This is a genomic window from Streptomyces sp. NPDC014727, from assembly GCF_043083485.1.
Taxonomy (GTDB): Bacteria; Actinomycetota; Actinomycetes; order Streptomycetales; family Streptomycetaceae; genus Streptomyces.
Genome location: NZ_JBIBYR010000038.1, coordinates 35,094 through 61,747, shown reverse-complemented (window position 1 = coordinate 61,747; position 26,654 = coordinate 35,094). Strand labels below are relative to the sequence as shown.

General features: G+C 70.1%; 21 protein-coding genes. 8 read left to right on the top strand and 13 right to left on the bottom strand.

Going from position 1 to position 26,654, the window contains the following annotated elements; all coding sequences use genetic code 11:
* Positions 1-125: 125 nt before the first annotated feature.
* Positions 126-827 carry a transketolase gene (locus ACF1B9_RS34675; RefSeq protein WP_391746430.1) on the top strand — a complete coding sequence of 234 codons (702 nt, stop codon included), beginning with the start codon at positions 126-128 and terminating at the stop codon, positions 825-827.
* A 57-nt stretch (positions 828-884) separates the two neighbouring features.
* On the top strand, positions 885-1,787 hold the full coding sequence (locus tag ACF1B9_RS34670) for a transketolase family protein (protein WP_391746431.1): 903 nt from the start codon (positions 885-887) through the stop codon (positions 1,785-1,787).
* A gap of 152 nt (positions 1,788-1,939) precedes the next feature.
* On the opposite strand, the gene ACF1B9_RS34665 is transcribed toward ACF1B9_RS34670, so the two are convergent.
* From ACF1B9_RS34665 to ACF1B9_RS34655, 3 genes are read right to left on the bottom strand one after another with little or no spacing between them, the layout of a single operon-like run.
* Positions 1,940-2,761: an ABC transporter ATP-binding protein gene (locus ACF1B9_RS34665; RefSeq protein WP_391746432.1), complete on the bottom strand. Its 822-nt coding sequence runs from the start codon at positions 2,759-2,761 to the stop codon at positions 1,940-1,942.
* The gene (locus ACF1B9_RS34660; protein WP_391746433.1) at positions 2,758-3,777 is read right to left on the bottom strand and encodes an ABC transporter substrate-binding protein; all 1,020 of its coding nucleotides are present in this window, start codon (positions 3,775-3,777) and stop codon (positions 2,758-2,760) included. Before ACF1B9_RS34660 ends, ACF1B9_RS34665 begins: the two co-directional genes overlap by 4 nt.
* A 38-nt stretch (positions 3,778-3,815) precedes the next feature.
* Complete coding sequence (locus tag ACF1B9_RS34655; RefSeq protein ID WP_391746434.1) at positions 3,816-4,679, bottom strand: ABC transporter permease; 864 nt, start codon at positions 4,677-4,679, stop codon at positions 3,816-3,818.
* Between the two features lie 246 nt (positions 4,680-4,925).
* Here ACF1B9_RS34655 and ACF1B9_RS34650 point away from each other — a divergent pair, with 246 nt between their 5' ends.
* Positions 4,926-5,948, top strand: coding sequence for a LacI family DNA-binding transcriptional regulator (locus ACF1B9_RS34650; RefSeq protein ID WP_391746483.1), 1,023 nt, complete (start codon positions 4,926-4,928; stop codon positions 5,946-5,948).
* Positions 5,949-6,006: 58 nt separating this feature from the next.
* On the opposite strand, the gene ACF1B9_RS34645 is transcribed toward ACF1B9_RS34650, so the two are convergent.
* The 5 genes from ACF1B9_RS34645 to ACF1B9_RS34625 form a co-directional block, all read right to left on the bottom strand.
* Positions 6,007-8,223: a right-handed parallel beta-helix repeat-containing protein gene (locus ACF1B9_RS34645; protein ID WP_391746435.1), complete on the bottom strand. Its 2,217-nt coding sequence runs from the start codon at positions 8,221-8,223 to the stop codon at positions 6,007-6,009.
* Positions 8,220-9,686, bottom strand: coding sequence for a M1 family metallopeptidase (locus tag ACF1B9_RS34640; RefSeq protein ID WP_391746436.1), 1,467 nt, complete (start codon positions 9,684-9,686; stop codon positions 8,220-8,222). Before ACF1B9_RS34640 ends, ACF1B9_RS34645 begins: the two co-directional genes overlap by 4 nt.
* The gene (locus ACF1B9_RS34635; RefSeq protein WP_391746437.1) at positions 9,683-11,356 is read right to left on the bottom strand and encodes an extracellular solute-binding protein; all 1,674 of its coding nucleotides are present in this window, start codon (positions 11,354-11,356) and stop codon (positions 9,683-9,685) included. The genes ACF1B9_RS34640 and ACF1B9_RS34635 overlap by 4 nt, the downstream gene beginning before the upstream one ends.
* A gap of 51 nt (positions 11,357-11,407) precedes the next feature.
* A complete protein-coding gene (locus ACF1B9_RS34630) occupies positions 11,408-12,268 on the bottom strand; it encodes a carbohydrate ABC transporter permease (RefSeq protein WP_391746484.1) in 861 nt (286 codons plus the stop codon).
* Positions 12,269-12,350: 82 nt separating this feature from the next.
* Positions 12,351-13,364: an ABC transporter permease gene (locus tag ACF1B9_RS34625; protein ID WP_391746438.1), complete on the bottom strand. Its 1,014-nt coding sequence runs from the start codon at positions 13,362-13,364 to the stop codon at positions 12,351-12,353.
* Between the two features lie 339 nt (positions 13,365-13,703).
* On the opposite strand from ACF1B9_RS34625, the gene ACF1B9_RS34620 reads away from it, so the two are divergent.
* From ACF1B9_RS34620 to ACF1B9_RS34600, 5 genes are all read left to right on the top strand, one after another.
* Positions 13,704-14,690 carry a hydroxyacid dehydrogenase gene (locus tag ACF1B9_RS34620; RefSeq protein WP_391746439.1) on the top strand — a complete coding sequence of 329 codons (987 nt, stop codon included), beginning with the start codon at positions 13,704-13,706 and terminating at the stop codon, positions 14,688-14,690.
* A 223-nt stretch (positions 14,691-14,913) separates the two neighbouring features.
* Positions 14,914-16,008, top strand: a complete 1,095-nt coding sequence (locus ACF1B9_RS34615; RefSeq protein ID WP_391746440.1) for a LacI family DNA-binding transcriptional regulator — start codon at positions 14,914-14,916, stop codon at positions 16,006-16,008.
* A 157-nt stretch (positions 16,009-16,165) separates the two neighbouring features.
* Positions 16,166-17,560 carry a M60 family metallopeptidase gene (locus tag ACF1B9_RS34610; protein ID WP_391746441.1) on the top strand — a complete coding sequence of 465 codons (1,395 nt, stop codon included), beginning with the start codon at positions 16,166-16,168 and terminating at the stop codon, positions 17,558-17,560.
* Positions 17,561-17,582: 22 nt separating this feature from the next.
* Positions 17,583-20,015 carry a polysaccharide lyase 8 family protein gene (locus ACF1B9_RS34605; RefSeq protein WP_391746442.1) on the top strand — a complete coding sequence of 811 codons (2,433 nt, stop codon included), beginning with the start codon at positions 17,583-17,585 and terminating at the stop codon, positions 20,013-20,015.
* A gap of 39 nt (positions 20,016-20,054) precedes the next feature.
* Entirely contained in the window at positions 20,055-21,965 is a 1,911-nt protein-coding gene (locus ACF1B9_RS34600; RefSeq protein ID WP_391746443.1) for a DUF2264 domain-containing protein, read from the top strand.
* A 185-nt stretch (positions 21,966-22,150) separates the two neighbouring features.
* Here the strand turns inward: ACF1B9_RS34600 and ACF1B9_RS34595 are convergent, their stop codons facing one another.
* From ACF1B9_RS34595 to ACF1B9_RS34575, 5 genes are read right to left on the bottom strand one after another with little or no spacing between them, the layout of a single operon-like run.
* On the bottom strand, positions 22,151-22,738 hold the full coding sequence (locus tag ACF1B9_RS34595) for a GAF domain-containing protein (RefSeq protein WP_391746444.1): 588 nt from the start codon (positions 22,736-22,738) through the stop codon (positions 22,151-22,153).
* Positions 22,735-23,391 carry an ATP/GTP-binding protein gene (locus tag ACF1B9_RS34590; RefSeq protein WP_391746445.1) on the bottom strand — a complete coding sequence of 219 codons (657 nt, stop codon included), beginning with the start codon at positions 23,389-23,391 and terminating at the stop codon, positions 22,735-22,737. Before ACF1B9_RS34590 ends, ACF1B9_RS34595 begins: the two co-directional genes overlap by 4 nt.
* Positions 23,369-23,740 (bottom strand): DUF742 domain-containing protein, encoded by a 372-nt coding sequence (locus ACF1B9_RS34585; RefSeq protein ID WP_391746446.1) that lies wholly within the window; start codon positions 23,738-23,740, stop codon positions 23,369-23,371. Before ACF1B9_RS34585 ends, ACF1B9_RS34590 begins: the two co-directional genes overlap by 23 nt.
* 2 nt (positions 23,741-23,742) lie before the next feature.
* Positions 23,743-24,177 carry a roadblock/LC7 domain-containing protein gene (locus tag ACF1B9_RS34580; RefSeq protein WP_391746447.1) on the bottom strand — a complete coding sequence of 145 codons (435 nt, stop codon included), beginning with the start codon at positions 24,175-24,177 and terminating at the stop codon, positions 23,743-23,745.
* 7 nt (positions 24,178-24,184) lie between these two features.
* Positions 24,185-26,122 carry an ATP-binding protein gene (locus ACF1B9_RS34575; RefSeq protein WP_391746448.1) on the bottom strand — a complete coding sequence of 646 codons (1,938 nt, stop codon included), beginning with the start codon at positions 26,120-26,122 and terminating at the stop codon, positions 24,185-24,187.
* Positions 26,123-26,654: the final 532 nt, after the last annotated feature.

The window sequence follows — 26,654 nt, the reverse complement described above, 5'->3', positions numbered from 1 at the left end:
TGGCGGAAACACATGATCAAGCAGAGGCCGCCCAGCTGTCAGGCGAACGACAAACCCCACCAAGAAATGATCTTGGTGGGGTTTAAAGCCAAGCTCAACCGAGCTTGATGTTTCACGCTGGACCCATGACGAGGACGACTGCCGCACCGACGGCCGACTACGGCGACATGAACCGGCTGATGGGCCTGATGACGGGGGACGAGAAGCACGGCCCCGCCGCGACCTCCACCCTGGACGCCCTCTGGGTGCTCTACGACCGGGTGCTGCGGGTGACGCCGGGCACCGTCGACGCACCCGACCGCGACCGCTTCCTGCTGTCCAAGGGGCACGGGCCGATGGCGTACTACGCGGTCCTGGCCGCGCACGGCTTCTTCGACGAGGAGCTGCTGCCCGGCTTCGGTTCGTACGACTCGCCGCTCGGGCACCATCCGGACCGCACGCTGGTGCCGGGGGTCGAGATCGGCAGCGGGTCACTGGGGCACGGGCTCCCGCTGGCCGTGGGGAGCGTGCTCGGCCTGCGGGCGCAGGGGCTGACCGACCCCCGGGTGTGGGTGCTGATCGGGGACGCCGAACTGGACGAGGGCAGCAACCACGAGGCGCTCGCCTACGCGGGCCCGGCCGGGCTGGAGCAGCTGCACACCGTGGTGATCGACAACGCGTCGGCGTCCTACGGCCGGCCCGGCGGGATCGCGGCCCGGTTCGAGGCTGCCGGCTGGTCGGTCGGGTCCGTCGACGGCCGGGACCACGAGGCGCTCCACGCGGCTTTCACGGCCGCCCATCCCGGACGGCCGCGCGCCGTCGTCGCGCGGGTCGCCCCCAAGGACTGAACGCGTCGGGCGAGGACCGAAGACGCGCACCGACGAAATCGGAGAGGGACACTTCACATGGACACGATGCGTGACCGCTTCATCTCGACCACATCGCAGCTGCTGGACGAGGACCCCCGCCTCGCGCTGGTACTGGCCGAGATCAGCCGGGACGGTTTCGAAGGGGCCGAGCGGGCTCATCCGGACCGGGTCGTCAATGTGGGCATCAGGGAACAGCTGCTGGTCGGCGCGGGGGCCGGGATCGCCCTCACCGGGCTGCGACCGATCGTGCACACCTTCGCCAGTTTTCTCGTGGAGCGGCCGTTCGAGCAGGTCAAGCTGGACTTCGGACACCAGGGAGTGGGCGGGGTGCTGGTGAGCGCCGGAGCTTCGTACGACTGGCCGGCCGGCGGCTTCACCCACATGGCACCGGGTGATGTCGCCCTCCTGGACACCCTCGACGGCTGGACCATTCAGGTGCCGGGCCACCCCGACGAGGCCGAGGCGCTGCTGCGGCAGGCCGCTGCCGGGGACGGCCGGGTGTATGTGCGGCTGTCGCTGCAGTCCAACGACCGCGCCCGACCGGTCGGCGCGGGGGCCGGGCTCCTCACAGTGCGCGAAGGGACCGGCGGGGTGGTGATCGCGGTCGGGCCGATGCTCGACAACGTCCTCGCGGCGACCGAGGGCCTCGACATCTCCGTGCTGTACGCGACGACGGTCCGCCCGTTCGACGGGGCGGGGCTGCGCCGGGCGGCCGGTGGCCGCGGGGCCGCCGATGTGGTGATCGTCGAGCCGTATCTGGCGGGCACGTCCACCGCCGCCGTCAATGACGCGCTCGTGGAGCTGCCCCACCGCGTGCTGGGCCTCGGGGTGGGGCGGACCGAGCTGCGCAAGTACGGGCAGATGGACGAGCACCTCGCCGCCCACGGCCTGGACGCGCGTGGCCTGCGGGAACGCATCGGCGCGTTCCTCCGCCGGTGACCGGCCGGGTGGGTGCGGGCCGGGGAGCACCGGCCCGGGTACTGAGCGGACCGGACCGACACATGGAGCGGCGGCCCCGGACTGCGCGCGACGTCGTCCGGGGCCGCCGGACGGGCCCGGTCCTTGGGCCCGTCCGGCGGCCGGGGACCTCGTCAGTCGTGCGCGGAAGCCGCACCCAGCAGGTCGCGGATGTGGGCAGCCGCGTCCCGGAACTCCGGGCGGCCCAGTGTCTCGCTGTACTCCCGTTCCGCGTCCAGCCCCACCTCGATGATCTCGGAGATCGTGCCGGGGCGCGGGCTCATCACCACCACGCGGTCGGCCAGATAGACGGCCTCAGAGATCGAGTGGGTGACCAGCAGGACAGTGGTGCGGGTCTCTCGCCAGATGCGGTTCAGCTCCATGTTCATCTGCTCGCGGGTGAGCGCGTCGAGCGCGCCGAACGGCTCGTCCATCAAGAGCACCGGGGGTTCATGCAGCAGCGCCCGGCACAACGCCACACGCTGCTGCATTCCGCCCGACAGCTCATGCGGATACGCGTCCTCGAAACCGGCCAGGCCCGTCATCCGGATCAGCTCGTCGGTCCGGCCGCGCGCCTGCGCCGGAGGCATCTTCCGGATCTCGGCCTGGAGCAGGATGTTGCGGCGCGCCGAGCGCCACTCCAGGAGGGCGGCGCGCTGGAACACGTAACCGATGTCGTGCCGCACTCCGTCGACCTGCTCGCCGCCGAGCCGGACCTCGCCCGAGGACGGCTTCAGCAGTCCGGCGACCAGCTTGAGCAGGGTCGACTTGCCGCATCCTGACGGTCCGACGATCGCCACGAATTCACCGGGCGCCACATCGAGCGAGACCTCGCGCAACGCGGTGACGTCGCGCTTCCTGCTGCGGAACCGGACCGCCACATCGGACAGTCCGACCGCCGCCGCGGCAGGAACCGATGCCTTGGTCGGCGTCGTGTACTGCTTCGGCATCGTCATCCCTTCAGCGCCGTCTTCTCGTCCCAGTACTCCGCGACGGCCTTCGGCTTGCTGACCATGCCGGCCTCGGCGAAGACGTCGATGGTCTGCTGCCAGTCGGCCTCGTCGTTCACTCCGGGCGCCTTCCCTTCGGTGGACGGGGTGTGCAGCAGTGTGAGCGTCGTCTTGAACTGCTCGGCCAGGACCGTGGCCGGCGGCAGTTGCTCCGAGGCTCCGTCCATCGCCGCGACCGCGGGCCCGGGGGCCTTCTCGGCGGCCGCCCACGACTCGCTGACCGCCTGCACCATGCGTTCGGCGAGTTCGGACTTCGTGGCGAGGATCTTCTGTCCGGCGAGCAGACCGTTGGAGTAGAAGTTCAGGCCGTTCTCGGAGAAACGCAGATACGAGACCTTCTTCTTGGCCTTCTCCTGCATGGTGGGGCCCTGGTCGCTGGCGTAGCCGAGGAGCCCGTCGGTCTTCCCGGAGATCACCGCGGCGATCTTGCCGGCCGGATCGGTGTTCTGGACCTTGACGTCCGACGCGTCGAGGTCGTTCTTCTTCAGGAAGATCGGGAAGGTCTTGGAGAGCGCGTCACCGGCGGTCCCCGCAATGGTCTTTCCCTTGAGATCCGCGGGCGACCCGATGCCCTCGGCGTCGAAGGACTGCACCGACGCCGGGGTGGTCTGGAGGAAGACCCCGAGGCTCTTCACCTGGACGCCCTGGTCGACGCCCGCGAGCAGCGCCGGGGTGTCGGCCCAGCCGAAGTCGGTCTGACCGGCGGCGGTCGCCTGCACCGTCTTCTGCGAGCCCTGGCCCGCCTGGATGTTCAGATCGATGCCGTGCTTCTCGAAGATCTTCTGCTGCTTGCCGTAGTAGAACGGCGCGTGTTCGCCGTACGGATACCAGTTGAGCGTCAGCGTGACCTTGTCCAGCTTCTTGCCCGAGTCGCTCGTGGTGGTCGACGCGTCGTTGCCACCGCAGGCCGTGGCCACCAGGACGAGGGGTACGACACCGATCAGGAGTCTGCGCGCATGCATGGGCTGGCCCTTCTCGCGACGAAGTCGGTACGGCGGAGTCAGTAGGTGGTGGTGGCGGAGGTGTCCCGGCGGCTGGCGTGCCACGGGAGCAGCAGCATTTCGGCGATCTCCACGGCGACGAAGAGCACGACGCCGATGAGTGACATCACGAGCAGCCCGGCGAAGAGCATCGGGGTGTCGAGATTGCCGTTGGCCTGGAGGATCACATAGCCCAGGCCCTCGTTGGCGCCGACGAACTCACCGACGACCGCACCGGTGACCGCCAGGGTGACCGCGACCTTGAGCCCGGAGAAGAGATGCGGGAGCGAGGCCGGGAAGCGGATCTTGAGGAAGGTCTGCCAGGGCTTGGCGCCCATCGTCGCCGACAGCTGGAGCATCTCCGGGTCGACCGCCTTGAGGCCGGTCACCATGGAGATCACGACGGGAAAGAAGGCGATGAGCACGGCGATGAGGATCTTCGGCCCGATACCGAAACCGAGCCAGACGACGAACAGCGGCGCGATCGCGATCTTCGGTACGACCTGGGCGAACAGCAGAATGGGATAGAGCGTGCGCTCGACGGTCGAGGAGTACACCATGACGACCGCCGCCAGTACACCGACGGCCACGGCGATCAGGAAGCCGAGCAGCGTTTCGTATGTGGTCACCCAGGTGTGCTGCCAGAGATATCCGGCCTTGCCGGTGAGGACGTCGAGGGTCGCTCCGGGTGACGGTACGAGATACGGCTTCACCAGCTCCGCCGCCGAGATCACCCACCAGACGGCGAAGCAGGCCAGCAGCAGGGCGACGGGCCGCCAGCTCTGCTCGGCTGCCCGCGCGAACCGCTCCCCCGCCGAGGGACCGGCCCGCCGGACAACTCCCCCCGCTTCAGGGGGACTTTTGGTCAACGCACTCTGGCTCACTGTGAACTCCCGCCGCTTCGGGTGCAGTTGTGGAGAGTTGTGCGATCCTGCGATGATGAGAAGGCGCTTTCAGAAAGCGCTTTCTGATAAGGTTTTCGCCACGCTAATGACTGCCTGCACGCACGGTCAATAGGTCGTCGACAAGTTTCGGGGCCTTCCATCACCGCGCCCTTGGGGGTCGAGTTGAGTGAACGGGGAACAGCGCACCGCCCGGAGCCGCGCGGCAGTCTTCCCGCAGCGGCGCATGTGACGCTCGACGCCGTGGCCCGGGAGGCCGGGGTGTCCGCCGCCACCGCCTCACGCGCTCTCAACGGCACGACCCGGGTACGCGACGATCTGCGAGAGCGGGTACGGGCGGCGGCGGAGCGGCTCGATTACATCCCCAACGCCCATGCGCAGGCACTCGCGAATTCGACCAACAACCGTACGGTGGGCGTCATCTGTCATGACGTCAGTGATCCGTACTTCGCCGCCGTGTCGAGTGGCGTGATGCGCGCCGCGGCCGAGCAGGATCTGCTGGTGATGCTGGCCTCCACCTTCCGGGAACCCGCCCGGGAGATCGCCTATGTCTCGATGCTGCGGGCCCAGCGCGCCCGCGCGATCCTGCTCATCGGCTCCGGGTTCCAGGACCGGGCGTGGGAGCGCGCCCTGGATGCCGAACTGGAGCCGTACGTACGGGGCGGCGGCCGGGTGGCCGTCGTCAGCCGGCACCGCAGCCTGCGCGTGGACACCGTACAGCCGGAGAACCGGGCGGGGGCGGCCGCGCTCGCCCGGAGGCTGGTCTCGCTCGGGCACCGGAGATTCGCGGTGCTCACCGGTCCGCCCGCGCTGACCACGGTCTCGGACCGGCTGACCGGCTTCCGGGAAGGCCTCGCGGAGGCGGGGGTCGGGCTCGACCGGGTCGTGGAGGGCGCGTTCACCCGTGATGGCGGGTACGCGGCGGCCCGCGCGCTGCTGGTCGGTGACGGGCCGCGGCCGACCTGTGTGTTCGCGGTCACCGATGTGATGGCGGTCGGTGCGCTCGCCGCGCTGCGGGAAGTGGGGCTGCGGGTACCGGAGGATGTCTCGCTCGCCGGCTTCGACGACATTCCGCTGGTGCGGGAGCTGTCACCGGCACTCACCACGGTGGCGCTGCCGCTGACCGCGATGGGCGAGGGCGTGATCGCGCTGGCGCTACGGGAGCAGTCCGCGCGTCGGCGGGCCCGGGTGGTACGGGTCGCGGGAGAGGTGGTGGTGCGGGAAAGCACGGGAACGCCGCCGGTCGGGTGACCGGCGGCGCCCGGGTGCCGGGGTGTCCGTCGTGATGCCCGACGACGGAGGGCGGACCTTACGGGTGGACGAGCACCTGGGAGAGTGCCACGCGGCCCGTGCCGGAGGTCACGATCCGAACCGTGCGGGTCCGGCTGTCCAGATCCAGAACGGTCGGGCGCAGCGCCTTCCCGCTGACGTGGACGGTTCCGTCGTCCGTGACGACATCGAAGTCGGCCGTCGTGGAAGAGGAGTTGTTCCAGATCTCGATCTGCCGGATGTGTCGTTCGCGGCCCAGGTCGACCTGCCACCAGGCGCCCGCCTCCGACAGCGTGCGGGTGTCCGTGTTGGTGTCGGCGTCCAGGGCGAGCGCCGCCCCGGCGGCGCCCTCGGTGGAGGACTGGGTCGCGGTACCGCTACGGGCCAGGTCGGTCCTCAGCTGCTCGACCGCGCCGCCGTGTACACCCGCTCGCGCGGCGACGGCGAGGGCTCCGGCCGGGAGTCGGTCCAGACCGGTCAGGTTGTCCGTCATGACCGATCCCTCGCCGCCGAGAGCCGGCGCGGCCGTGTCGGTCCAGTTGCCCCGCGCGGTGTTCTGGATGCCGTAGTCCGCCCAGTTGGAGACCCACTTGTAGCCGATGCGGGTGATGACGTTCCGCTCGACGACGATGTGCGAGGACTGTTCGTCGAGGTAGATGCCGTTGCCGTCGCGCTCGGTGTTACCGAAGGCGGAACGGTTGATGTAGTTACCGGAGACGACCGTGCCCGGCTGGGCGCCCTGGGTGTAGATCGCGCCGCCGTCGTGCTGTGCCTGTGCGACCTCCATGACGTCGGTGATCCGGTTGTCGGTCACCTTGTTGTCGCGCAGTACGGACCTCTGGGCCTCGGGCTGGTTCCAGCCCCAGCCGACCGAGATCCCGGAGTACGGGAGGTGGTCCAGGCTGTTGTGGTCGACGGTCAGCTGTGCCTCGTAACCGGCCCAGATCCCCACCGAGTCGGTGTACTCGACGCCGGTGTGGCTGATGGTGTTGTACGCGACGGTGTTCCGCTCCCCCGCGAGCGCCGCCCCGGGCATCGGCTCGGTATCGCCCACGTACACCGCGCCGGAGGACAGGTCGGTGAAGGTCGAGTGGGTCAGTGAGCTGTCCTTGGTGCCCGCTTCGAGGATCGCGCCCGCCCCGCCGAGACGGCTGAACCGGGCGTTGTCGATGCTGACGCGCCGGCCGCCGTGGACGGTGAGCGCGGCGGACGGCTTGGTGTAGAAACGGCCCGCGTGGTCGACAGGGCCGGTGGCTCCGGTCAGGGTGAGACCGGCCTGCATGCCCGCGTAGCCCTCGTCGGTGTCCGGCTGGCGGTACGCCGCGTAGGCGAACCCGATTCCGCTGACGGTGAGGTCGTGGGCACCGTCGACGACGAGCAGCTGCTCGGTGTGCGGGGTGACGGCCTGCGCGCGGCGCATGTTCTCGCCCTTGCGCGGCAGGTATGTCACGGTGCGGTCCTGCGAGTTCCACACGAACTCGCCCGGTTCGTCGAGGAGTTCGCGGGCGTTCTCGAAGTAGGCGACGCCGCTGTAGCGGGTGGAGTCGACCGCGGTGGAGTCCCAGGCCGGTCCGGTGCGGTTGGTGCCGCTCGCCGAGTTGGTCCAGCAGGGCTGGGCGAAGGTCATGACATCGCCGCTGACGTTCGTGATCCGGCAGTGGTAGTTGCGCCAGCGGACCCGGATGACGGCCTCGGCGTCGGTGGGGTGCTGCCACTCGGCGATGCCGGTGGCGCTCGCGCCGCTCATGCCGGTCCCGGTGGCGTCACAGGTGCTCGCCGCGCAGGCCGCGCCGCGGGCGCGGGTCGCGCGCCGGCCATCGATGAAGAGCTGGCGGGGGGTGACGCCCACCGGGACGTCGGCGGTCCAGGTGCCGTCGGCGTTCTGCCGCCAGCCGGTGATGTCCTGGCCGCCGGAGAGGACAGGGCGGGCGCCCGGCGCCGCGGTCCAGATGACGGCGTGTCCGTCCTTCCCGGAATCGGCGACGCCGAGCTTCAGGGGGGCGTCGCGCTGGTACGTACCGTTCTTCAGGAGCACGCGGACATCGCGCCCGGTCTCGGTGCGGGCCTCGGCCCGGGCGCCTTCGGGGGTGCAGGGGCGGGCGGCCGTACAGGAGCTGCCGTGTCCGTCCGGGGCCGCGTAGAGAGTGCGGACCCCGGGTGCGGCCAGGGCGGCCGGGGCGCAGAGGAGTGCGGCCAGGACGGCAGCGGTGGCGGCAGCGGCGGTTGTCCGTACGACGTTCAGAGGGCGGCGGTTCACGCGGAGGCCTTCCAGTCGGGGTGGCCGGGCATGGGCGGGTTCACGGCTCCGAAGAGCCAGTCGCGCAGGAAAGGGTCGACGGAGGTGTCGCCGGCGACGTCGACGGTGTGCCGGATGAAGGCTTCGCTGGTGTAGGTGGAGTCCTTGAAGCGCTTCACCCACTCCCGCATGACCTTGTCGAACTTCCGCTGCCCGATCCTGAGACTGAGGGCGTACAGGACGAGAGCGCCACCGTCGTAGATGTTGGTGCCGCCGAGCGCCTTGGGCAGTCCGGGCGGGCCGTCGGCGGCGCGGACCGCGTCGAGCTTCTCGTACGTCGCCTTCATCTTGTCCTCGAAGACCGACCAGCCGCGCTCCTCGCCGTACAGACCGGCGTAGTAGACGGCGGGGCCCTCGTTGAGCCAGGCCTGCTGCCAGTCGTTCGGGGTGACCCAGTCGCCGAACCACTGGTGGACCAGTTCGTGGACCATGGTGGTCTCGTAGCCCGGCTGACCGTTGGCGTTGAGTTTGAACCAGTTGGTGGAGAACAGGGAAAGAGTCTGGTTCTCCAGGGCGTCGGTGTAGCCGTCGTAGATGTGGACGCCGTAGACGGAGAACGGGTAGCGGCCGAACCTCGCCTCCAGCCAGGCCAGATGGTCCGCGGTACGGGCCACGATCGGACCGTACTTCTCCTCCTGCCCCTGCGGGACGATGTGCCGCAGCGGCAGGCCTCGGTGGCTGGTGCCGTACAGATACGTGCCCTTGACGACGGCGATGCCGATGAGTTCGGTCGCCATGCGCTCGCGCAGGGCGAAGTGCCAGACGGTGGAGCCGTCGGCGCGCGGGGTCTTGTGGAGCAGCTCGCCGTTGGCGGTGGCGACATAGCCCTGCGGTGCGCTGATGTGGAAGGTCCACGTCGCCTTGTCGGACGGGGTGTCGTTGCAGGGCAGGAAGGTGTCGGCGCGGGAGGACTGGGCGGCGGAGGCGAAGCCGCCGTCGGAGCCGAACTTCCAGCCGGTCAGGCCGAGTCGGGGGGATTTGCCGTTGCCCCGGTAGCGGACCTCGACGGTGAACGCCTGCTCGTCGTGGAGCGGGCGGGCGGGGGTGACGGTGAGCTCCTGACCGCTCTGGCCGGGCGACAACACCCAGGTCGCAGGGCGCCCGGCAACGGTGACGGAGTCGATGGTGTGACCGTCGGTGTCCAGGTTGAACGCGGAGAGGTCCTGGGTGGCCTTGGCGTTGATCTTCACGGTCGCGGTGAAGTCGTAGGTCACCGGAGTGAAGTCGAAGGTCAGGTCGTAGTGCACGACCTGATATCCACCGTTGCCCAGGGTCGGGAAGAGCGGGTCTCCGACGCCGTCGGAGCCCGGCTTCGGGTCGAAGCCGTGCGACCGCGCGGAGGCGGGCGAGCCGAGGACCGGTACGGCGACGGCCGCGGCCACCGCCGCGCCGCCGAGTCTGAGGGCCGAACGTCGCGTCGTCACTTCTTCCCCTTCTGAAAGGCGTCCTCGAACTCACCGCGGGCCTGCTCGCCGCCCTTGGCCAGGTAGTCCTTGACGAGCCGGTCGTAGGCGGACATGGGCTTGCGGCCGGCGATGATGTCCTTGAGCGCGTCCTGCTTGAGCGTGTAGAGGCTGCCGGAGCCCTTCGAGTCCCAGGTGGGCGAGGAGTACCGGAGCGTCGGGTCCTGCTCCATGATCGGGATCATCCTGGTGAAGGCGTCATGGACGTGACGGACGCCCTGCTCCGAGTCGGCACTGAAGATGGCGGGGACGGCGGAGGCCATGAACTTCCACGGCACGGTGACGTCCTGGGTGCCCTGCTTGGTGAGCGCCGGGTTGCCCTTGGCGTCACGGGTGAAGTCCTTGCCTTCGACGCCGTAGTTGATGAGCGTGTACTCCTGGCTGCCGAACGGAGACGCGGCGAAGTCGGCGAGGGCCAGGACTTCCTTGACCCGGTCCCCGGACGCCTTCTTGATGTGGGTGTTCTGGAGCGCGACGTTGTCCATCCAGGAGACGGCGGTGGAGCCGAACGGCACGAAGGGCCTCGGGTCGTACTTCGTGTCGATCGCCTTCATCGCGGCGATGTAGCCGACGCCGGGTGCGAGATAGGTGGGCATGCCGTCGTACACGTACGCGCCCTTGCCGTTCTTGAACATGTCTGTGTACTGGGCCTTCTGCGCCCCGGACATCTGGAGGGTGCCCGGGTAGAAACAGCCGGCCTTGTACAACTCGCGTGCGGTCTCCACGGCCTGGCGGTACTCCGGGGTCTCCAGGTCGGTGGTGAACTTGCCCGTTTTCTCGTCCAGTCGCCAGAAGTAGGGCGCGCCCGCCGACATGGCGAGTACGTTGGTGACGCCCGCGATGATCGCGTACTGGTCCTTCTTGGGCCGGGTCAGTTCCTTGCAGAGCTCGACGAACCTGTCGAGGCCGGTGATCTGGTCGAGGCTCGTGACGCCGACCTCTTCGAACAGGTCGTGGCGGTAGAAGCCGGCGCCGCCGGTGCCGGTGCGGGCGATCGGGATGCCGTACAGCTTTCCGCCGAAGATCGCGGACTGCCAGGCGCCCTTCGGGATCGCGGCCAGGTTCGGGTAGTCCTTGACCTTGTCCCCGGCGAGATACGGGGTCAGATCCGCGCACTTGGCCTGGAGGAAGGCGGCCTTGTTGTCGACGCCTCCGGTCTCGGGGTACATGAAGAGATCGGGCAGGCTGTCGCTCGCGACCATGGTGGAGAACTTGGTGCCGTAGTCGTCGGCGGGGACGGCCGTGATGTTCACCTGGCCGCCGAGGAGCTTCTCGATCTCCTGCCAGGCAGCGTTCTTGCCACGGGCGGGCGGCGGCGGGGAGAAGGTCTCCATCGTCGCGCTGATCGGTTGGGCGCCCTTGAGCGGGTTGCTCTTCGTGGCCCGCAGCGGCTTGGCCGGGTAACTGAAGTAGCCCTGTGGCACACCAGCGGCGGTGCCCGCCAGGTCGGGCTTGAGGCCGATGTTGCGGACCGCGGTGTCCGGCAGCAGTGAGGCGCTCTTGGCCTCCGCCTTAGCGGTCGTGCCGCCGTCGCCGCAGGCGGCGAGCAGCGGAGCGGCGGCCAGTGAGAGGCCGACGCCCGCACCCATGCGGAACAGTGATCTGCGGTTGATGGGGGTGGAGCTCGACACCTGAATCTCCTTGGGAGAGGGGACGGAAGGAGTGGGGGGCGGTGGCTGCGCTCAGCCCTTGACGGCGCCGGTGAGGACGCCCTTGGTGAAGTAGCGCTGGAGGAAGGGGTAGACGCAGAGGATCGGTACGACGGCGATCACCAGGACCGCCATCTGTACGGCCTGCTGCGGGGCGAGGACCTCGCCCGCCGAGGCGGCGTTCAGGCTCTGGCCCTGGAGGACGTAGGTGCGCAGCACCATCGGCAGCGGCCATTTGTCAGAGTCGTTGAGGTACAGGAGCGCGTTGAAGAAGGCGTTCCAGTACGTCACCGCGTAGAAGAGGCTGATCACGGCGAGGACGGCCTTGGACAGCGGCAGGACGATCCGCACCAGGATGCGGAAGTCTCCGGCGCCGTCGACCTTCGCGGCGTCGTACAGCTCCTCCGGCAGGTTCATGAAGAAGGACCGCAGGACGACCAGGTTGAAGGCGCTGACCAGGGTGGGCATGACGAGGGCCGCGTAGGTGTCGTACAGGCCGAGTCCCTTGACCAGCAGGAAGTTCGGGATGATGCCGGCGTTGAACAGCATCGTGAACAGGGCCGTCATCAGGATGAACCGGGAGCCCGTGACGTCGCGGCGGGAGAGTCCGTACGCCATGCCGACGGTGACGAGCAGGCTCGCGAGGGTGCCGAAGACGGTGATGCCGACGGAGACGACGAGCGCCCGGGTGACGACTCCGCCGGTGAAGATGGTGCGGTAGGCGTCCAGGGTGGGGTGGTCCGGCCACAGGACGAGACCGGAGCTCTTGATGATGTCGGTCTGCGAGGCGAAGCTCGTGCCGATGACGCCGACCAGCGGGTAGGCGACGGCGAGGACGACCACGACGACGGCGACCGCCTTGGCGATCTGCCCGATGCGGGTGGGCCGTTCCATCCACGGCGGTCGGCCGTCGGACGCGCGGACAATGACGGGCCGGGGCTTCGGTGCGGTGGATTTCGTCGTGGCGCGCGTCTTCTCAGCGGTCAGCACCGCGGTACACCCCTTCATGGCCGAGTCGGTGGGCGAATTTGTTGGCGCCCAGGACGAGTGCGGTACCGATGACCGCCTTGACGAGTCCGACGGCGGCGGCGACGCCCCAGTCGTTGTCCTTGATTCCGTGGTAGTAGACGTAGGTGTCCAGGACCTCACCGGCGTCCGGGCCGACCGCGTCGCGCTGGAGCAGGATCTGCTCGAAGCCGACGGACAGGATCTGCCCGAGGTTGAGGATCAGCAGCAGGATGAGTACAGGGGCGATGCCGGGCAGGGTCACGTGCCACAGGCGGCGCCGCGGACCCGCGCCGTCGATCGCGGCCGCCTCGTACTGCTGTTTGTCGATGTTCAGCAGCGCGGCGAGGATGATGATCGTGCCCCAGCCGGCGTCCTTCCAGGCCACCTGGAGGGTCAGCAGCCACGGGAAGGCGTCGGGGTCGCTCATCATGTCGTAGCGCGGCAGCCCCAGTCCGCCGAGTACGTCGGGCAGGAGTCCGGCACCACCCAGGATCTGCTGGAAGATCGAGACGATGATGACCCAGCCGATGAAGTGCGGCAGGTAGACGACGCTCTGCACGAAGCGTCTGACACGGTCGCTGGCGATGCTGTTGAGCAGCAGGGCCAGGGCGATCGGGATCGGGAAGAAGAACACCAGCTGGACGAGGGCGATCTCCAGGGTATTGAACGTCGCGGACCAGAAGGCCGGCTCACCGAACGCCGCGGAGAAGTTGGCGAACCCCACCCAGACGCTGTGCATGTACCCGAGGTACGGCTGATAGTCCTGGAACGCCACCACGTAGCCGAGCAGCGGCACGTAGTGGAAGACGACGAAGTACAACAGGCCGGGCAGGGTGAGCAGCAGCATCACCCGGTCCCGCTTGATCCGCTGCCAGAGCGTCAGCCGGTGCTGTGCGACCGCGGCCTGGGCAGCGGGCGAGGAGGGTGTTTCGGCCTTCTGTCGCCGTTTCGCCCGCGGCAACGGGGGTGCTGTTTCAGCCATGGAGCGTCCTGTTCGGCTGGGTGGCGCATGGTGAGCCTTCTGGGGCCGCAAGTTAGTAAGCGGTTAACCCAAGCGTCAAGGGATCCGGCCGAAAGTCGTCGAGACCCGATGTCCCAGTCGACGATTCCCCTCCAGCGAATCAGCAAAAATACTTCTGAACTGGACAGTTGGGATCGTCGTGAGCTTGACGGTCGACCATCAAGCTCCTTAGCGTGCCGGTCATTCCATAGAACGCGATTACTATCCGGAGGCAGGGTGCGAACCACCGAAGAGGCACCGGCTCATTCCGGTAGCGATGCCGCGGCACCGCGCCCACGACGGCCGCGCACCGTCCTGGCCATGAGCCCCGGACTGCTCGACGACGTCTTCCCGCCACCGGTACGGGCACGTCTGGAAGAGACCGCCGACCTGCTCCATCCGTCCGTCGTCAGCGAGTTCGACTCCCCGGACGCCTCGGCGGCGCTGGGCGTCGCCGAGGTCCTGCTCACCGGCTGGGGCTGCCCGCCCGTCGACGCCGCTCTGCTGGACCGGGCGCCCGCGCTCCGTGCCGTGATCCATGCCGCCGGCACGGTGAAGACGTTTCTGTCCCCTGCCGCGTTCGACCGCGGGATCGTCGTCTCCTCGGCCGCCGCCGCGAATGCCGTACCTGTCGCCGAGTTCACCCTGGCGGCGATCATCATGGGCGCCAAGCGCGTCTTTCCGCTCGCCGGCCTCTTCCGCACCCGGCGCACCCACCGCACCGGCGCCGACCTCGACCGCCAGCACTGGCTCGGCACGCACGGCCTGACGATCGGCGTGGTCGGGGCGTCCCGGATCGGCCGCAGGGTCATCGAACTGCTCCGGGTCCTCGACGCGGAGGTCCTGCTGTACGACCCGTACGTCAGCCGGACCGAGGCGGAGCGGCTCGGTGTCACCGCGACCGACCTGGACACCCTGGTGGCGACCAGCGACGTGGTCACCGTCCATGCCCCCGACACCCCCGAGACCCGCGGCATCATCGACGCCAGGCGGATCGGCCTGATGCGGCCCGGCACCCTGCTCGTCAACACGGCGCGCGGCCCTCTGGTGGACACCGAGGCGCTGACCGGCCACCTGGTCAGCGGGCGCCTGGACGCGGTCCTCGACGTGACGTCGCCCGAGCCGCTGCCGGACGGCCACCCCCTGTGGGACCTGCCCAATGTCTTCCTCACGCCGCACCTGGCGGGCGCCCAGGGCAACGAGGTGGGGCGACTCGGGGCACTCGCCGTGGACGAGTTGGCGCGGTACGCGGTGGGCATTCCCTTCGACCACCCGGTGGACCGGGCCGACCTGGGGAGGATCGCATGAACTCATCCCCGGCGCAGGCCAGTGCCGTGACCGGCAATGTCCGCCCGGAAGGAGCGTCGTCCAGTGCGTGCGATCGTAAGGCGGCCGGAAGCCCTCGTAGCGGAGCTACCAGGGCTTTTGGCCAACGCCGCGAGCGTGCGTGATGCGCGGCGCGACGGGGCAGAGCTTGCCGGGATGGGCACTAGGCTCGGCGTCACACGACAGCCACCAGGGGGTGAGCCGGATGCGCCGGCAGAGCACAGCCGCGGACGGACAACGCCGCGCGACGGTCACCGATGTCGCGCGGCGCGCGGGCGTCTCGACGGCCACGGTCTCCCGTGTGCTGAACCGCAACTACCCGGTGGCCGAGGCGACTCGGGAGCGCGTCGAGACCGCGATGCGCGAACTCGGCTATGTCGTCAACGCCCACGCGCGCGCGTTGGCCGGCGTCTCCAACCGCACCGTCGGCATCATCGTCAACGAGGTCATCGACCCGTTCTACGCGTACATCGCCCGCGGGGTGGAACGGGAGGCGGCGCTCGGCGGACGGCTCTGTCTGGTCTGCTGCACCCAGGGCGACCCGCAGCGCGAGCTGGCCTTCATCGATCTGATGCACGAGCGCAGGGCGGACGCCGTGGTCGTGGTCGGCGGTTCCCTCGCGGACCGCGGCTACACCACCGAGCTGGCCCGCAGGGCGCGCGAGCTGGACGCGGGCGGATCGAAGCTCGTGCTGTGCGGCAGGTCGCCGCTGGGCGAGCAGGCCCCGATCGTCGCGGTCGAGTACGACAACGAGGGCGGCGCCTTCGCCATCACCGACCATCTGCTGATGCAGGGGCACGAGCGGATCCTCTACCTCGGCGGCCCGCCCAGGCTCTCCACCACCCGCGACCGGCTGGCCGGGCACCAGCGGGCCCTGGAACTGCGCGGTGTCGCCATGGACCCCGAGCTCGTCCAGCCCGGCGCCTTCAGCCGCAACTTCGGGTACCGACGGATGGCGGAACTGCTGCGGGACGGGCCGGACTTCACCGCGGTCTTCGCCGCCAACGACATGGTGGCGGCGGGCGCGGCGCAGGCCCTGGAGGAGGCCGGGGTCCGGGTGCCGAAGGACGTGTCCCTGGTGGGCTACGACGACATCCCGGTGGCTCAGGAGCTGCGGCCGCGGCTGACCACCGTCCACATTCCGCTGGAGGAGATGGGGCGTCAGGCGGTACGGCTCGCGGTCACCGGTGGGGACGAGGACGACTGGCGCGAGCCGACCACGGGCGCGCTGCGGCTCGGGACCCACATCGTGGTACGCGATTCCGTTGCGCCACGGCCCGGCCGGTCCACCCGCATGTGACCGCTTACTTCCCGCCTGTCCACAGTTGGCCATAGAAAATCACAGTAACTTCGCGACTCCCCTTGCGGCCCGATAGCAACCGCTTACATGCTGGCGCCGAGCAGCACACGTTCCGCACGCTTCCGCCCCTCACTCGTTTCTGCAGGGAGAGTTCCGCATGCGCACAATCACTGACTCCGTCGGCTCCGCCACCGCCCCTTCCGCCGCCTCCTCCCGCGTCGGGCGGCGTTCCGTTCTCGCCGCCGCGGCCGGAGCCGGCGCGGCGATCGCCTTGGGCGCGGGCACGGCCCGAGCCGCGACGGCCGGCGCCTCCTGCGGTCCGGGCGCGGGCCGTCCGGTCCGGCTGACGCTGACCGCGCGGCCGGCCGCCGAGACCGAGCGTCTGCGGCTCGGGCAGGCCCTGCGCGGCTCGGAGTTCCAGCCCACCGGCCTGTACGTCCCGGCCGGTACCCCGCTCTCCCTCACCGTCCAGCCGTACGACGGTCTGCTGCCCACTCTGTGGATCGGTGCCTGGGACTACTACGGCGAGATCACCGAGCCCCGGAGCTACCCGCTGACCGCGGGCGCCAATACCGTGACGGACCCGCACGGCGGCCCGGTCTACCTCACCCTGACGGGCAGCGGCGAGCGCGCCGGCGTGCTGGTCCGCTCCGGTCCCGTCGCCATGCCGGTGTTCACGCTGGGGCGCACCACCGAGGCCGAGTACCAGCAGCAGCTGGACACACTCACCACGTCGCCGTACGTCGAGCTGCACGCCCCGCACACGATCATGACACTCACCCGCGAGGGCGCGCTGCTGTACCGGGGCGAGGACCATGCGGCCCTGCTCGGGCTGGTCGAGACGATCATCGACTCGCATGCCCGGATCAGCGGTCTCGACGGTTCGAAGCCGGTGCACCGTCGCAAGGCGGGGCCGTACCACTTCACCGAGGTCAGCAAGGTGCCGACCGGTGTCGGCGCCTACGCCACCCACGGCTACAACGGCTTCCCCCGGGCCTATCTCGACCGGGCCACGACGGTGGAGGGACTGCGCACCCGCGGCTGGGGTCTCTACCACGAACTCGGCCACCTGCACCAGCAGTTCGCCTACAAGCCCGGCGGTCTGACCGAGGTCACGGTCAACATCTACTCGCTGGCCGCGCAGCGCACCCTGAAGCAGCCGTCCAACCTCCTCACGGTCGATGCGACGACGGGACTCACCTACTTCCAGTCCGCACAGCGCAAGTTCGGTACGGCCGGGCTGAGTTACGAGAAGTCGTTCGGCGCCTACGAGAAACTCGTCCCGCTGCGCCAGCTGGAACTGGCCTTCGGTGAGGACTTCTGGCCCCGGCTGCACAAGCTGGTGCGCGAGGAGAACCCACAGTCCCAGTACACGGAGAACGACAAGCGCTACCGGGCCCTCGCCACGTATTCCAGCCGCGTCGCCGGCCACGACCTCACCGACTTCTTCGTCAACACCTGGGCGTTCCCGATCGACGCCACCGGAAGGGCCGAACTGGCCGCTCTGAACCTGCCGAAGCCCCCCGTCGACCCGTCCACCCTGACCGACTGACCGAGGCGGAAAAGGAACCACCGTGAACCTCAGCAGAAGGACCCTTCTCGCGGCGGGCACCGCCACGGCCGTCACGGCCGGGACGACGCTCATGACGCAGGCGGGCGCCGCACAGGCGCGGCCCGTCGCGGCCGCGTCCGACGGAGCGACAACGGCAGCGGACTTCAGCACCCTCCTCCGGCGGGCCGAAACACTGCTCACCGGCGGCGGGTTCGACCCGTCCGACACTGATTTCACAGCGGCGCTCGCGGCCCTGGACAGCACGGCCGAGGGGCTCTGGAACACGCTCGACCGCAGCGCCGGACGGACCGCCCTCTGGTCCGACCTCGCCCCACTCACCGACCCGGGAAACTTCGGCCAGAGCTATACCCGGCTGCGCACCGTCGCCACCGCCTGGGCCACCGAGGGCACCTCCCTCGCCGGGAGCGCGGAGGTGGCGGATGCCCTCGTCGCCGCACTGCGCTTCACCTACGACACCGCGTACAACCCGGCCGAGCGCGAGACCGGCAACTGGTGGTTCTGGGAGATCGGCGCCCCACGTGCCCTGATGGACTGCTCCGTCCTTCTCCGCGAGAGGCTTCCCGCACTCGACCTGACGGACTATCTGGCGGTCGTCGATCGCTTCTGCCCGGACGCGGACCGCCGTACCAACTCCCCCACTCTCGCCGAGACCGGCGCCAACCGCACCGACAAGGCCGTCATCGTGGCGCTGCGCGGGCTGCTGGGGCATGATGCCGGCAAGCTCGTATCCGCCCGTGACGCGCTCTCCGATGTGCGCGACTCGGGGCGCAACAGCCTTTTCCGTTACACGAGTTCGGGTGACGGATTCTACGAGGACGGTTCGTTCGTCCAGCACGACGTGGTCGCCTACACCGGTTCGTACGGCATCGTGCTGCTCAATGGCACCGCCTATCTGCTGGCGCTTCTCGCGGGCTCCGAGTGGGCGGTCGCCGACCCGGACGTGTCGGTGATGTACGAGGCCGTGGAGCGCACCTTCGCCCCGGTGGTCTTCGACGGACTGATGATGGACTCGGTGCGAGGCCGGGCGATCTCCCGGGAACGCGCCGGTGACCACCGCGACGGTGCGACAGCCCTCTCCGCGATCCTGCTCCTCGCGTCCGGCGCCCCCGCCGCGTACGCGGGCCGCTGGCGGGCACTGGTCAAGGGCTGGCTGACCCGCAACCGCACGACGCCCTTCACGGCCCTGGCGACACTGCCCCAACTCGCCCTGGCCAAGGCCGTGCTGAACGACCATACGGTCAAGGCCGAGGCGCGCACGACGGGTCACTTCGTCTTCGCCGACATGGACCGCGTCGTGCACCGCCGTCCCGGATGGGCCTGCGCGCTGTCGCTGTCGTCGAAGCGGATCTCGGCGTACGAGGCGGGCAACGGCGAGAATCTGCACGGCTGGTACACCGGCGACGGTATGACGTATCTGTACGACGGCGACGACCTGGGGCAGTTCAACGACGGCTTCTGGCCCACCGTCGACCCGTACCGGCTCCCCGGCACCACGGTCGACACCCGGCAGCGGTCCGATCTCGGCACGGGCGCCGGTACGTCCACCTACCGTCCGGTGAACGCCGTCGCGGGCGGGGCCGTGCTGGACGGCCGGTACGGGGCCGCCGCGATGGAGGTGATCGGCGCCCAGGGGACCACCCTGAGGACCAAGAAGTCCTGGTTCCTGCTGGACAACGCGGTGATCGCGCTCGGCACGGGCATCACCGCGAGCGACGGCCGCACAGTGGAGACGATCGTCGAGAACCGCAATCTCGGCACGGACGGACGGCACCGGCTGCTGGTCGACGGCGCCCGGCAGCCCGTCGAACAGGGCTGGACCCAGGACTTCGAGCGAGCCCGGTGGGCGCATGTCGAAGGCGTCGGCGGCTATGTCTTCCCCGAGGGGACCGCCCTGCGCGCCCTGCGCGAGCAGCGCACCCGCACCTGGCGGGACATCAACACCGGGGCGGACACGGGTGGCAGCGCCGACCCCGTCACCCGGCGCTACCTCACGCTCTGGGTCGACCATGGTCTCTCCCCCACCGACGCCCGGTACGCCTATGTGCTGCTGCCCGGCGCATCGGCGGCGGCGACCTCCGTCTGGTCGCACTCGCGACCGGTCCGGACAGTCGCCAACGATGCCACCGCGCAGGCCGTGGAGGTGCGCCGGGCGGGACTGACCGCCGTGAACTTCTGGGGCGCCGGAACCGCGGCCGGGATCACGGTCTCCGGTCCGGCGTCGGTGCTCGTGCAGCGCCGGGGCGGACACGTCTCGGTCGCGGTCGCCGACCCGGGCCGGACGCTCACCACACTCTCGGTCGAGCTGCCGTTCCACGTGCGGTCGGTGGTGGACGCCGATGACACGGTGAGCCTCGTCCCGGGCCGCAGGCCCGTACTCACCGTCGCCGTCGGCGGCTCGCGCGGCCACACCCACCGAGCCGAACTCATTCAGTGATCCACCCCTTCGCCCCCCCTTCCGAGGAGCAGCACCACCATGTCCGTCGCACCGCATCTGCAACTGCCGCCGCCCGACCGGATCCTGTCCTCCCGTACCGGCTGGACCCGGGCCCACTGGGAGGCGACGGCCGACCGGATGCTGGACGCACTGGTGCCCTACGCGACCCCCGGCTTCGCGCAGTACCGGCTGCCCGGCCGCAACAGCTGGTCGGGGGTCGTCTCGGACGGTCTCGAAGGATTCGCCCGGTCGTTCCTGCTCGCCGCCTGCCGGATCGCAGGCGCGGGCGGGGCGGTCGACCCCGCACTGATCGAGCGGTACACGGCGGGACTGGCCGCGGGCACCGATCCGCGGAGCGGTGAGTCCTGGCCGCGGCTGACGGACTGTTCGCAGCAGATGGTGGAGGCGGCTTCGGTGGCGGTCGCGCTGCACGAGACCCGGCCGTGGATCTGGGACCGGCTGGACGCCCGGGTGCAGGAGCGGGTCGTCGACTGGTTCTCCGGGTTCGTGGGCGGGCGCACGTGGGACAACAACTGGCGGCTCTTCCAGGTGGTGTCCGAGCAGTTCCTCGCCTCGGTCGGCGCCCCGTACAGCCGTTCGGACATCGAGGGCAATCTGGACAGGATCGAGGACTGGTACGTCGGTGACGGCTGGTACACCGACGGGGACGGCCACAATTTCGACTACTACATCGGCTGGGCCATGCATCTGTACCCGCTGTTGTGGTCGCGGATCGCGGGCCCCGACGACGGCGGCCGGAGCAAGGTCTACCGGCAGCGGCTCAGCCGCTTCCTGGAGGACTACCCGCACTTCTTCGGATCGGACGGCGCACCGGTCCACCAGGGCCGGTCGCTGACGTACCGCTTCGCCGCGCTCGCACCGGTGTGGATGGGGGCACTCGCCGACTGCACCCCGCTGGCGCCGGGGCTCACACGCCGGCTCGCCTCGGGCACGATGCGGCACTTCGCGGAACGCGGTGTGCCGGACGAGCGGGGGCTGCTGCCGCTCGGCTGGTACGACACCTTCCTGCCGAGCACCCAGCCGTACTCCGGCCCCGCCTCGCCGTACTGGGCGAGCAAGGGCTTCCTCGGACTGCTGCTCCCGGCGGACCATCCGGTGTGGACGGCCCGTGAACTCCCCCTTCCCATCGAGGAGTCCGACCAGTACACCGCGCTGCCCGCCCCCGGCTGGCTGCTGCACGGCACCCGCGACGACGGCATCGTGCGGCTGATCAACCACGGGAGCGACCACAATCCTCCATACGACGAGGCGGACGATCCGTCCGAGGGCACCCACGATCCGCACTACGCGAAGCTCGCCTACTCGACGGCGACGGCGCCCGAAGCGGCCCCGCACGCCGTGGCGCGCTCCGTCGACGGCCATCTGGCGCTCGTGGCCCCGGACGGCACCCCGTCGTCCCGCCGCCGCATCCATCCGCTGCGCTGCGAGGACCGCGTCGCCGCCTCCTGGTACGCGGCCAGGCTGCCCGGTGACGACCAGTCGTACCGGATCGGGACGACGAGTGTGCTGCACGGCCCGTGGGAGATCCGGGTGCACCGGGTCGAGGCGCCCGAGGGAGCGGTGGTGCGGGAGGGCGGTCACGCGGTCGCTCATGAGGAGAACCCGTTCGCCGTGTCCGGTCCCGACTGGGCGCTCGCCCGTACGGCCGACGGCCTGAGCAGCGCCCTGGTCGCGCTGTACGGCTGGGACGGCGGCACCGAGGGAGCCGGCGTGGCGCGTGACGTGCAGTCCAACGCGTACGGCCCGCGCTCCGCGATCCCGTATCTGCGCAGCCGGCCGCATCCGGGCGGGCGGAGCATCCATGTGTCGCTGGTCGCCCTCTCCCGGGACACCGTGCATCCGGAGGCGCTGCGCGATTCGGTGCGGGTGCGGGTGGGTGCGGACTCGGTGGTGCTGACGTTCCTGGACGGGAGGACGGTCGAGGTCTGATGCACGGGGGCCGGTCAAGGGCCGAGGCCGGTCGGGTCCTGGGGGACGGTCGAGAACCGGGGCAGGTGGAGGGCAGGCCGTGGTCGATGCCACGCCGACTCCGGTGCTCCGGCGGGGCCGATGCCACGCCAACCCCGAACGCCTCTCGTGGCCGGCGCCGCGCACCGGGCAGCCCGGCCCGCGTCTCAGATACCGAGGCTGCTGCCCTCTCGCTGATCGATGTGCCCGACAAGTTCCTGCGCCAGGGACTTGATCATGTCCAGCCCTGCCCTGCCCCACGGCCGGGGCACGGTGTCGACCGCGCAGACGGCGCCCAGCGCGACGCCCGTGCGGTCGATGAGGGGCGCGCCGAGGTAGGAGCGGATACCTATTTCGTCGACCACCGGATTCCCGGCGAACCTCGGGTAGTCGCAGACGTCCTCCAGGACGAGTGCCTTGCGCCGTGCGACGACATGCGGGCAGTAGCCGCGGTCCAGGGCCACGTACCGGGCCCCGCGGCCACTGGCCGCGGCCGTGGCACCCAGGTCGGAGCCCCTGTCCGCGCCGGCCGGGGTGTGCAGTCCGGCGAAGAACTGCCGGTTCCCGTCGATGAAGTTGACCATCGAGAAGGGCACTTCGGTCACCTCGGCCACCCGGTCGGCGAAGGCGTCGAAGTTGTCGAAGGAGGCGTCGGCACGTTCCCCGAGGCCCAGGGTCCGAAGCCGCCGCGTACGGGCAAGGGCGTCGCGGTCGACAGGGGTGAGCAGCAGCCGGTCGGCGACGTGTCGGATCACCGGTGGGCTCCGAAGCCGGACATCGAGGCCGGTGCGGAGGTGGCGTTGATCAAGTGCTGGACCAGCGTGACCAGTGCCCCGGTGCCGGAGCTGGCGATCCGGGCGTCGCAGAGCACGACGGGCACGTCCGCCCCCAGATCGAGTGCGGCCCGCACCTCCTCGGGCGCGTAGCGGAAGGCCCCGTCGAACTCGTTCACCGCGACGATGAAGCCGATGCCGCGCCGCTCGAAGAAGTCGACGGCGGCGAAGCACTCCGCGAGCCTGCGGGTGTCCGCGATCACCACCGCTCCGAGCGCGCCCTGGGAGAGCTCGTCCCACATGAACCAGAAGCGTTCCTGGCCCGGGGTCCCGAACAGATAGAGGACATGTTGCTCGTCGAGCGTGATGCGGCCGAAGTCCATCGCCACGGTGGTGGAGGTCTTGGACTCGATGCCGTCGAGGCTGTCGGTCGCCGCGCTGACCTGGGTCAGCAGCTCCTCCGTGCTCAGCGGCGCGATTTCACTGACCGCGCCGACGAACGTCGTCTTGCCGACGCCGAACCCGCCTGCCACCAGCACCTTGAGCGCGACGGGAAAGCCTACGGAGCCACCCGGTCCGTCGCTTCCGCGGGAGTCGTAGGTGCTGCCGGAGTCATAGCTGTCGTCGTAAGCCATCGAGCACTGCCTCCAGCAGGGATCGGTCGGTGGGCATGTCATGGAAGGCGGGCGGATGCGCGGTGACCGCCCCGCAGTCCACCAGGTCGGATACGAGCACCTTGGTCACGACCGCCGGCAGCCGCAGATGAGCGGCGATCTCGGCCACGGAGGTGGGACCGCAGCACAGTCCCAGCGCCACGGAGTGCTCGGGACCCAGATGCGTCTGCGGCTCGGTCCCCGTGGCCATCACCAGGGAGAGCAGGTCGAGCACGGTCGTCGGACGGGTGCGGCCGTTGCTCACGGTGTACGGGCGGATGAGCCGGCCTGCCGCGTCGTCGAGCAACGGCCCGTCCGGGGGGACCGACACCCTCAAAGTCCCGTGGGACTCGGGGCCCCGGCCGCTTGTCTCGCCGGAGTCATCAGGTAGGGCCGGACGCTCTTGACCAGCATGGTCATCTCATAGCCGAGCACCGCCGGGTCCGCCTCGCGGCCGGCCAGTACGGCGAGGCAGGTGCCCGACCCGGCGGTGGAGACGAACAGCAGCGTCGAATCGAGCTCCACCACCACCTGGCGTACGTCGCCGCTGTCGCCGAAGCGCGCGCCGGCGCTGCGGCCGAGTGAGTACAGGCCCGCGGCCAGCGCCGCCATGTGATCGGCGCTGTCGGCGTCCATGCCATGGAGGGACTTCACCAGCCCGTCGGCGGAGAGCAGGACGGCGCTGCGTGTGTACGGTACGCGCTGGACCAGTCCGCTCAGCAGCCAGTCGAGGTCCGGGACCTGACCGGACGACATATCGGTCGCCATGGTGCATCTACTCCTTGAAGGTGTTCGCTTCGAGAGGGTCGGTGGCCGGGACCGCTCCGGGCTCCGGAACGGCGGCCCTGTGGTGCGGGGCGACGGTCGCCGTCCGGCCGCGGACCGGCAGCGGGACCGGGGGCCGCCAAGCCTGCGAAGGCGACGATTCGTGGTGCGTGTCCGGAGTCTGATCGATGTCCGTCTCGGACTCGGTGCGGGCCTCGGCCAGTTCGATGCCCCGCCGGAAGGCCGCCATGAGACCGGGGTCGTGCAGGACCTGTTCGCCCTCGGCGCGTGCGGCCGGTGCCTCTCTGAGCTGTGGAACCAGATGCTCCTGGTGGGCGCGCCTGGGGAGTTGCGGCCGACCCATGGTGCCGCGTACGACGCCGGGCTCGGAGAGGGGTGGCGCGGGTGCGTCGTCCGTGCGCCGGATTACGGGTCGGGCCTCGGCCGGGGTGGGACGGTCGAGGCGCTCGGCGCGCAGGGGAAGCGGCGGGGCTTCGGCCTGGCGCCGCGCCTGCCGGGGTGGCTGGTGCAGGCGCAGCGGTTGGCCGGGGACGTAGGACTGGCGGTCGGTTCCGGCCTGTGGACCGGGTGCCGGGCCGGGGTTCAGGCTCGGGTCCGGCCTGCGGTGGCTGCCGGGGCCGTCCTCGGCGGGTGGGCGGTGCACGGGGCCCGGTGGCGGGACCGGAGTCGCGTCGCTCCCGGCCGGGGCGTCCGCGTCCGCGCCCAGCAGGCACTGCGGGAGGACGAGTACGGCCTGTGTGCCTCCGTAGATGTTGCCCTGCAGCCGGACCGCGATGCCGTGCCGCCGGGCGAGCGACGCGACGACGAACAGGCCGATCCGGCCGTCCTGCAGCAGACGGGCCACACTGACCTGGTCGGGGTCGGCCAGCAGGGCGTTCATCCGCTTCTGCTCGTCGCCGGGCATGCCGAGGCCCCGGTCCTCGACCTCGAGCGCCAGCCCGGCGGTGACCTGCTGGGCACGCAGCAGCACTTGGGTGTGCGGGGCGGAGAACACGGTGGCGTTCTCCACCAGTTCGGCCAGCAGATGGATCACATCGGCCACGGCGTGACCGCGCAGTGTGCCGTCGATCGGGGGTACGAGTTTGACCCGTGGGTACTGCTCGACCTCGGCGATCGCCGAGCGCAGGACCTCGGTCACGGTGACCGGGTTGCTCCACTGCCGTCGGGAGACGGCACCCCCGAGCACGGCGAGGTTCTCGGCGTGCCGACGGATGCGTGTGGCGAGGTGGTCGACCTGGAAGAGGCCCTTGAGCAGATCGGGGTCCTCGACCTCGTGCTCCAGCTGATCGAGCACCTGGATCTCGCGATGCACCAGCGACTGCAGACGGCGGGCGAGGTTGACGAAGACCTCGACCTTCTGTTCCTCGCCGGTGTGATCGGGGAGCCGGGACGCCTGCACGACAGCGGCCACGGCGACCTCCTGCTGGCGGCCGAGTTCCTGCGCGAGCAGCTCGAAGGCGTCGCTGCCGGGAGCAGCGGGCCGCGCGGGCCGTCGTGCGGGCACGGGCCGGCCGTTGCGGAGCTGTTCCACCACCCGCTGCAGCTCGGCCTGGCCCTGAGCGCTGGCCCGGCGGAGCGCCAGACAGCGGCCGAGGACGGTGGTCGCGACGCGGTCGGCGGCCAGGTACGCGGACAGCACGGCGGCGAGGGCCAGCGCGCTTGCCACCCCCAGGGCGGTCCACAGTTCCGCGGTCGGCCGGACGCCGGTGGAGCGGACGGTGAAGACGACCGCTGCGGCGCCACTCAGCACGGCGGCGACGGTCGGCAGCACCGCTGTGCGCAGGAACTGGGGGCGTATACGCGCCTCGGGGGATGGCTGGGCGGCGCGCGGCCTGGCCGTGGCCGAATGGGAACGGGCACCGGGTCGGCCGTGCCGTCCGCCCTCTCGGCGTTCCGGTCGCGCTTCGGGTGCGCGAAGTTGAGACATCAGTGTCCTCGGTACGTGGGGCACCAGGAATCGGCGTTCATGTGGTGGCACCTACGGTGGTCGGTCAGGCTCGGTTCATCGGTCGGGCAGGCTCGGCAGTGATGAGCCCACCGTTGATCACCGGGCACACACGGTAGTCGTCAATCACGTATGCGCGACGGGCAGTTGTCGAACTTGCCCGCCATCCGTCCCGCTCTGGTATGAGCTGTCGTACAGTCGACCGATTACGTCGCATTGGCACCTGGCCGACGGACACCCGAACGGCCCAGGACGTGTCTTCGAACCTGCGTCGTTCGGCAGACGGCAGTTCGAAGACACGGCCCACGACGTCCAGCTCCTGACTTCTTTGGGCTCCACTGCACGGCTCGGAAGTGGCTCCACGAGGTACGAAGTAGATCTGGCTCCACCTGGCGACAGCGCTCCTGCGCCCGTGCCTATGCCTGCGCCGGGCCGAAGCCGACGAACAGAGCGTGGCCGCCCTCGGCGGGGACCCGGAACTTCCGGCAGGGGCCGACTGGCCCGAGTGGCCCGG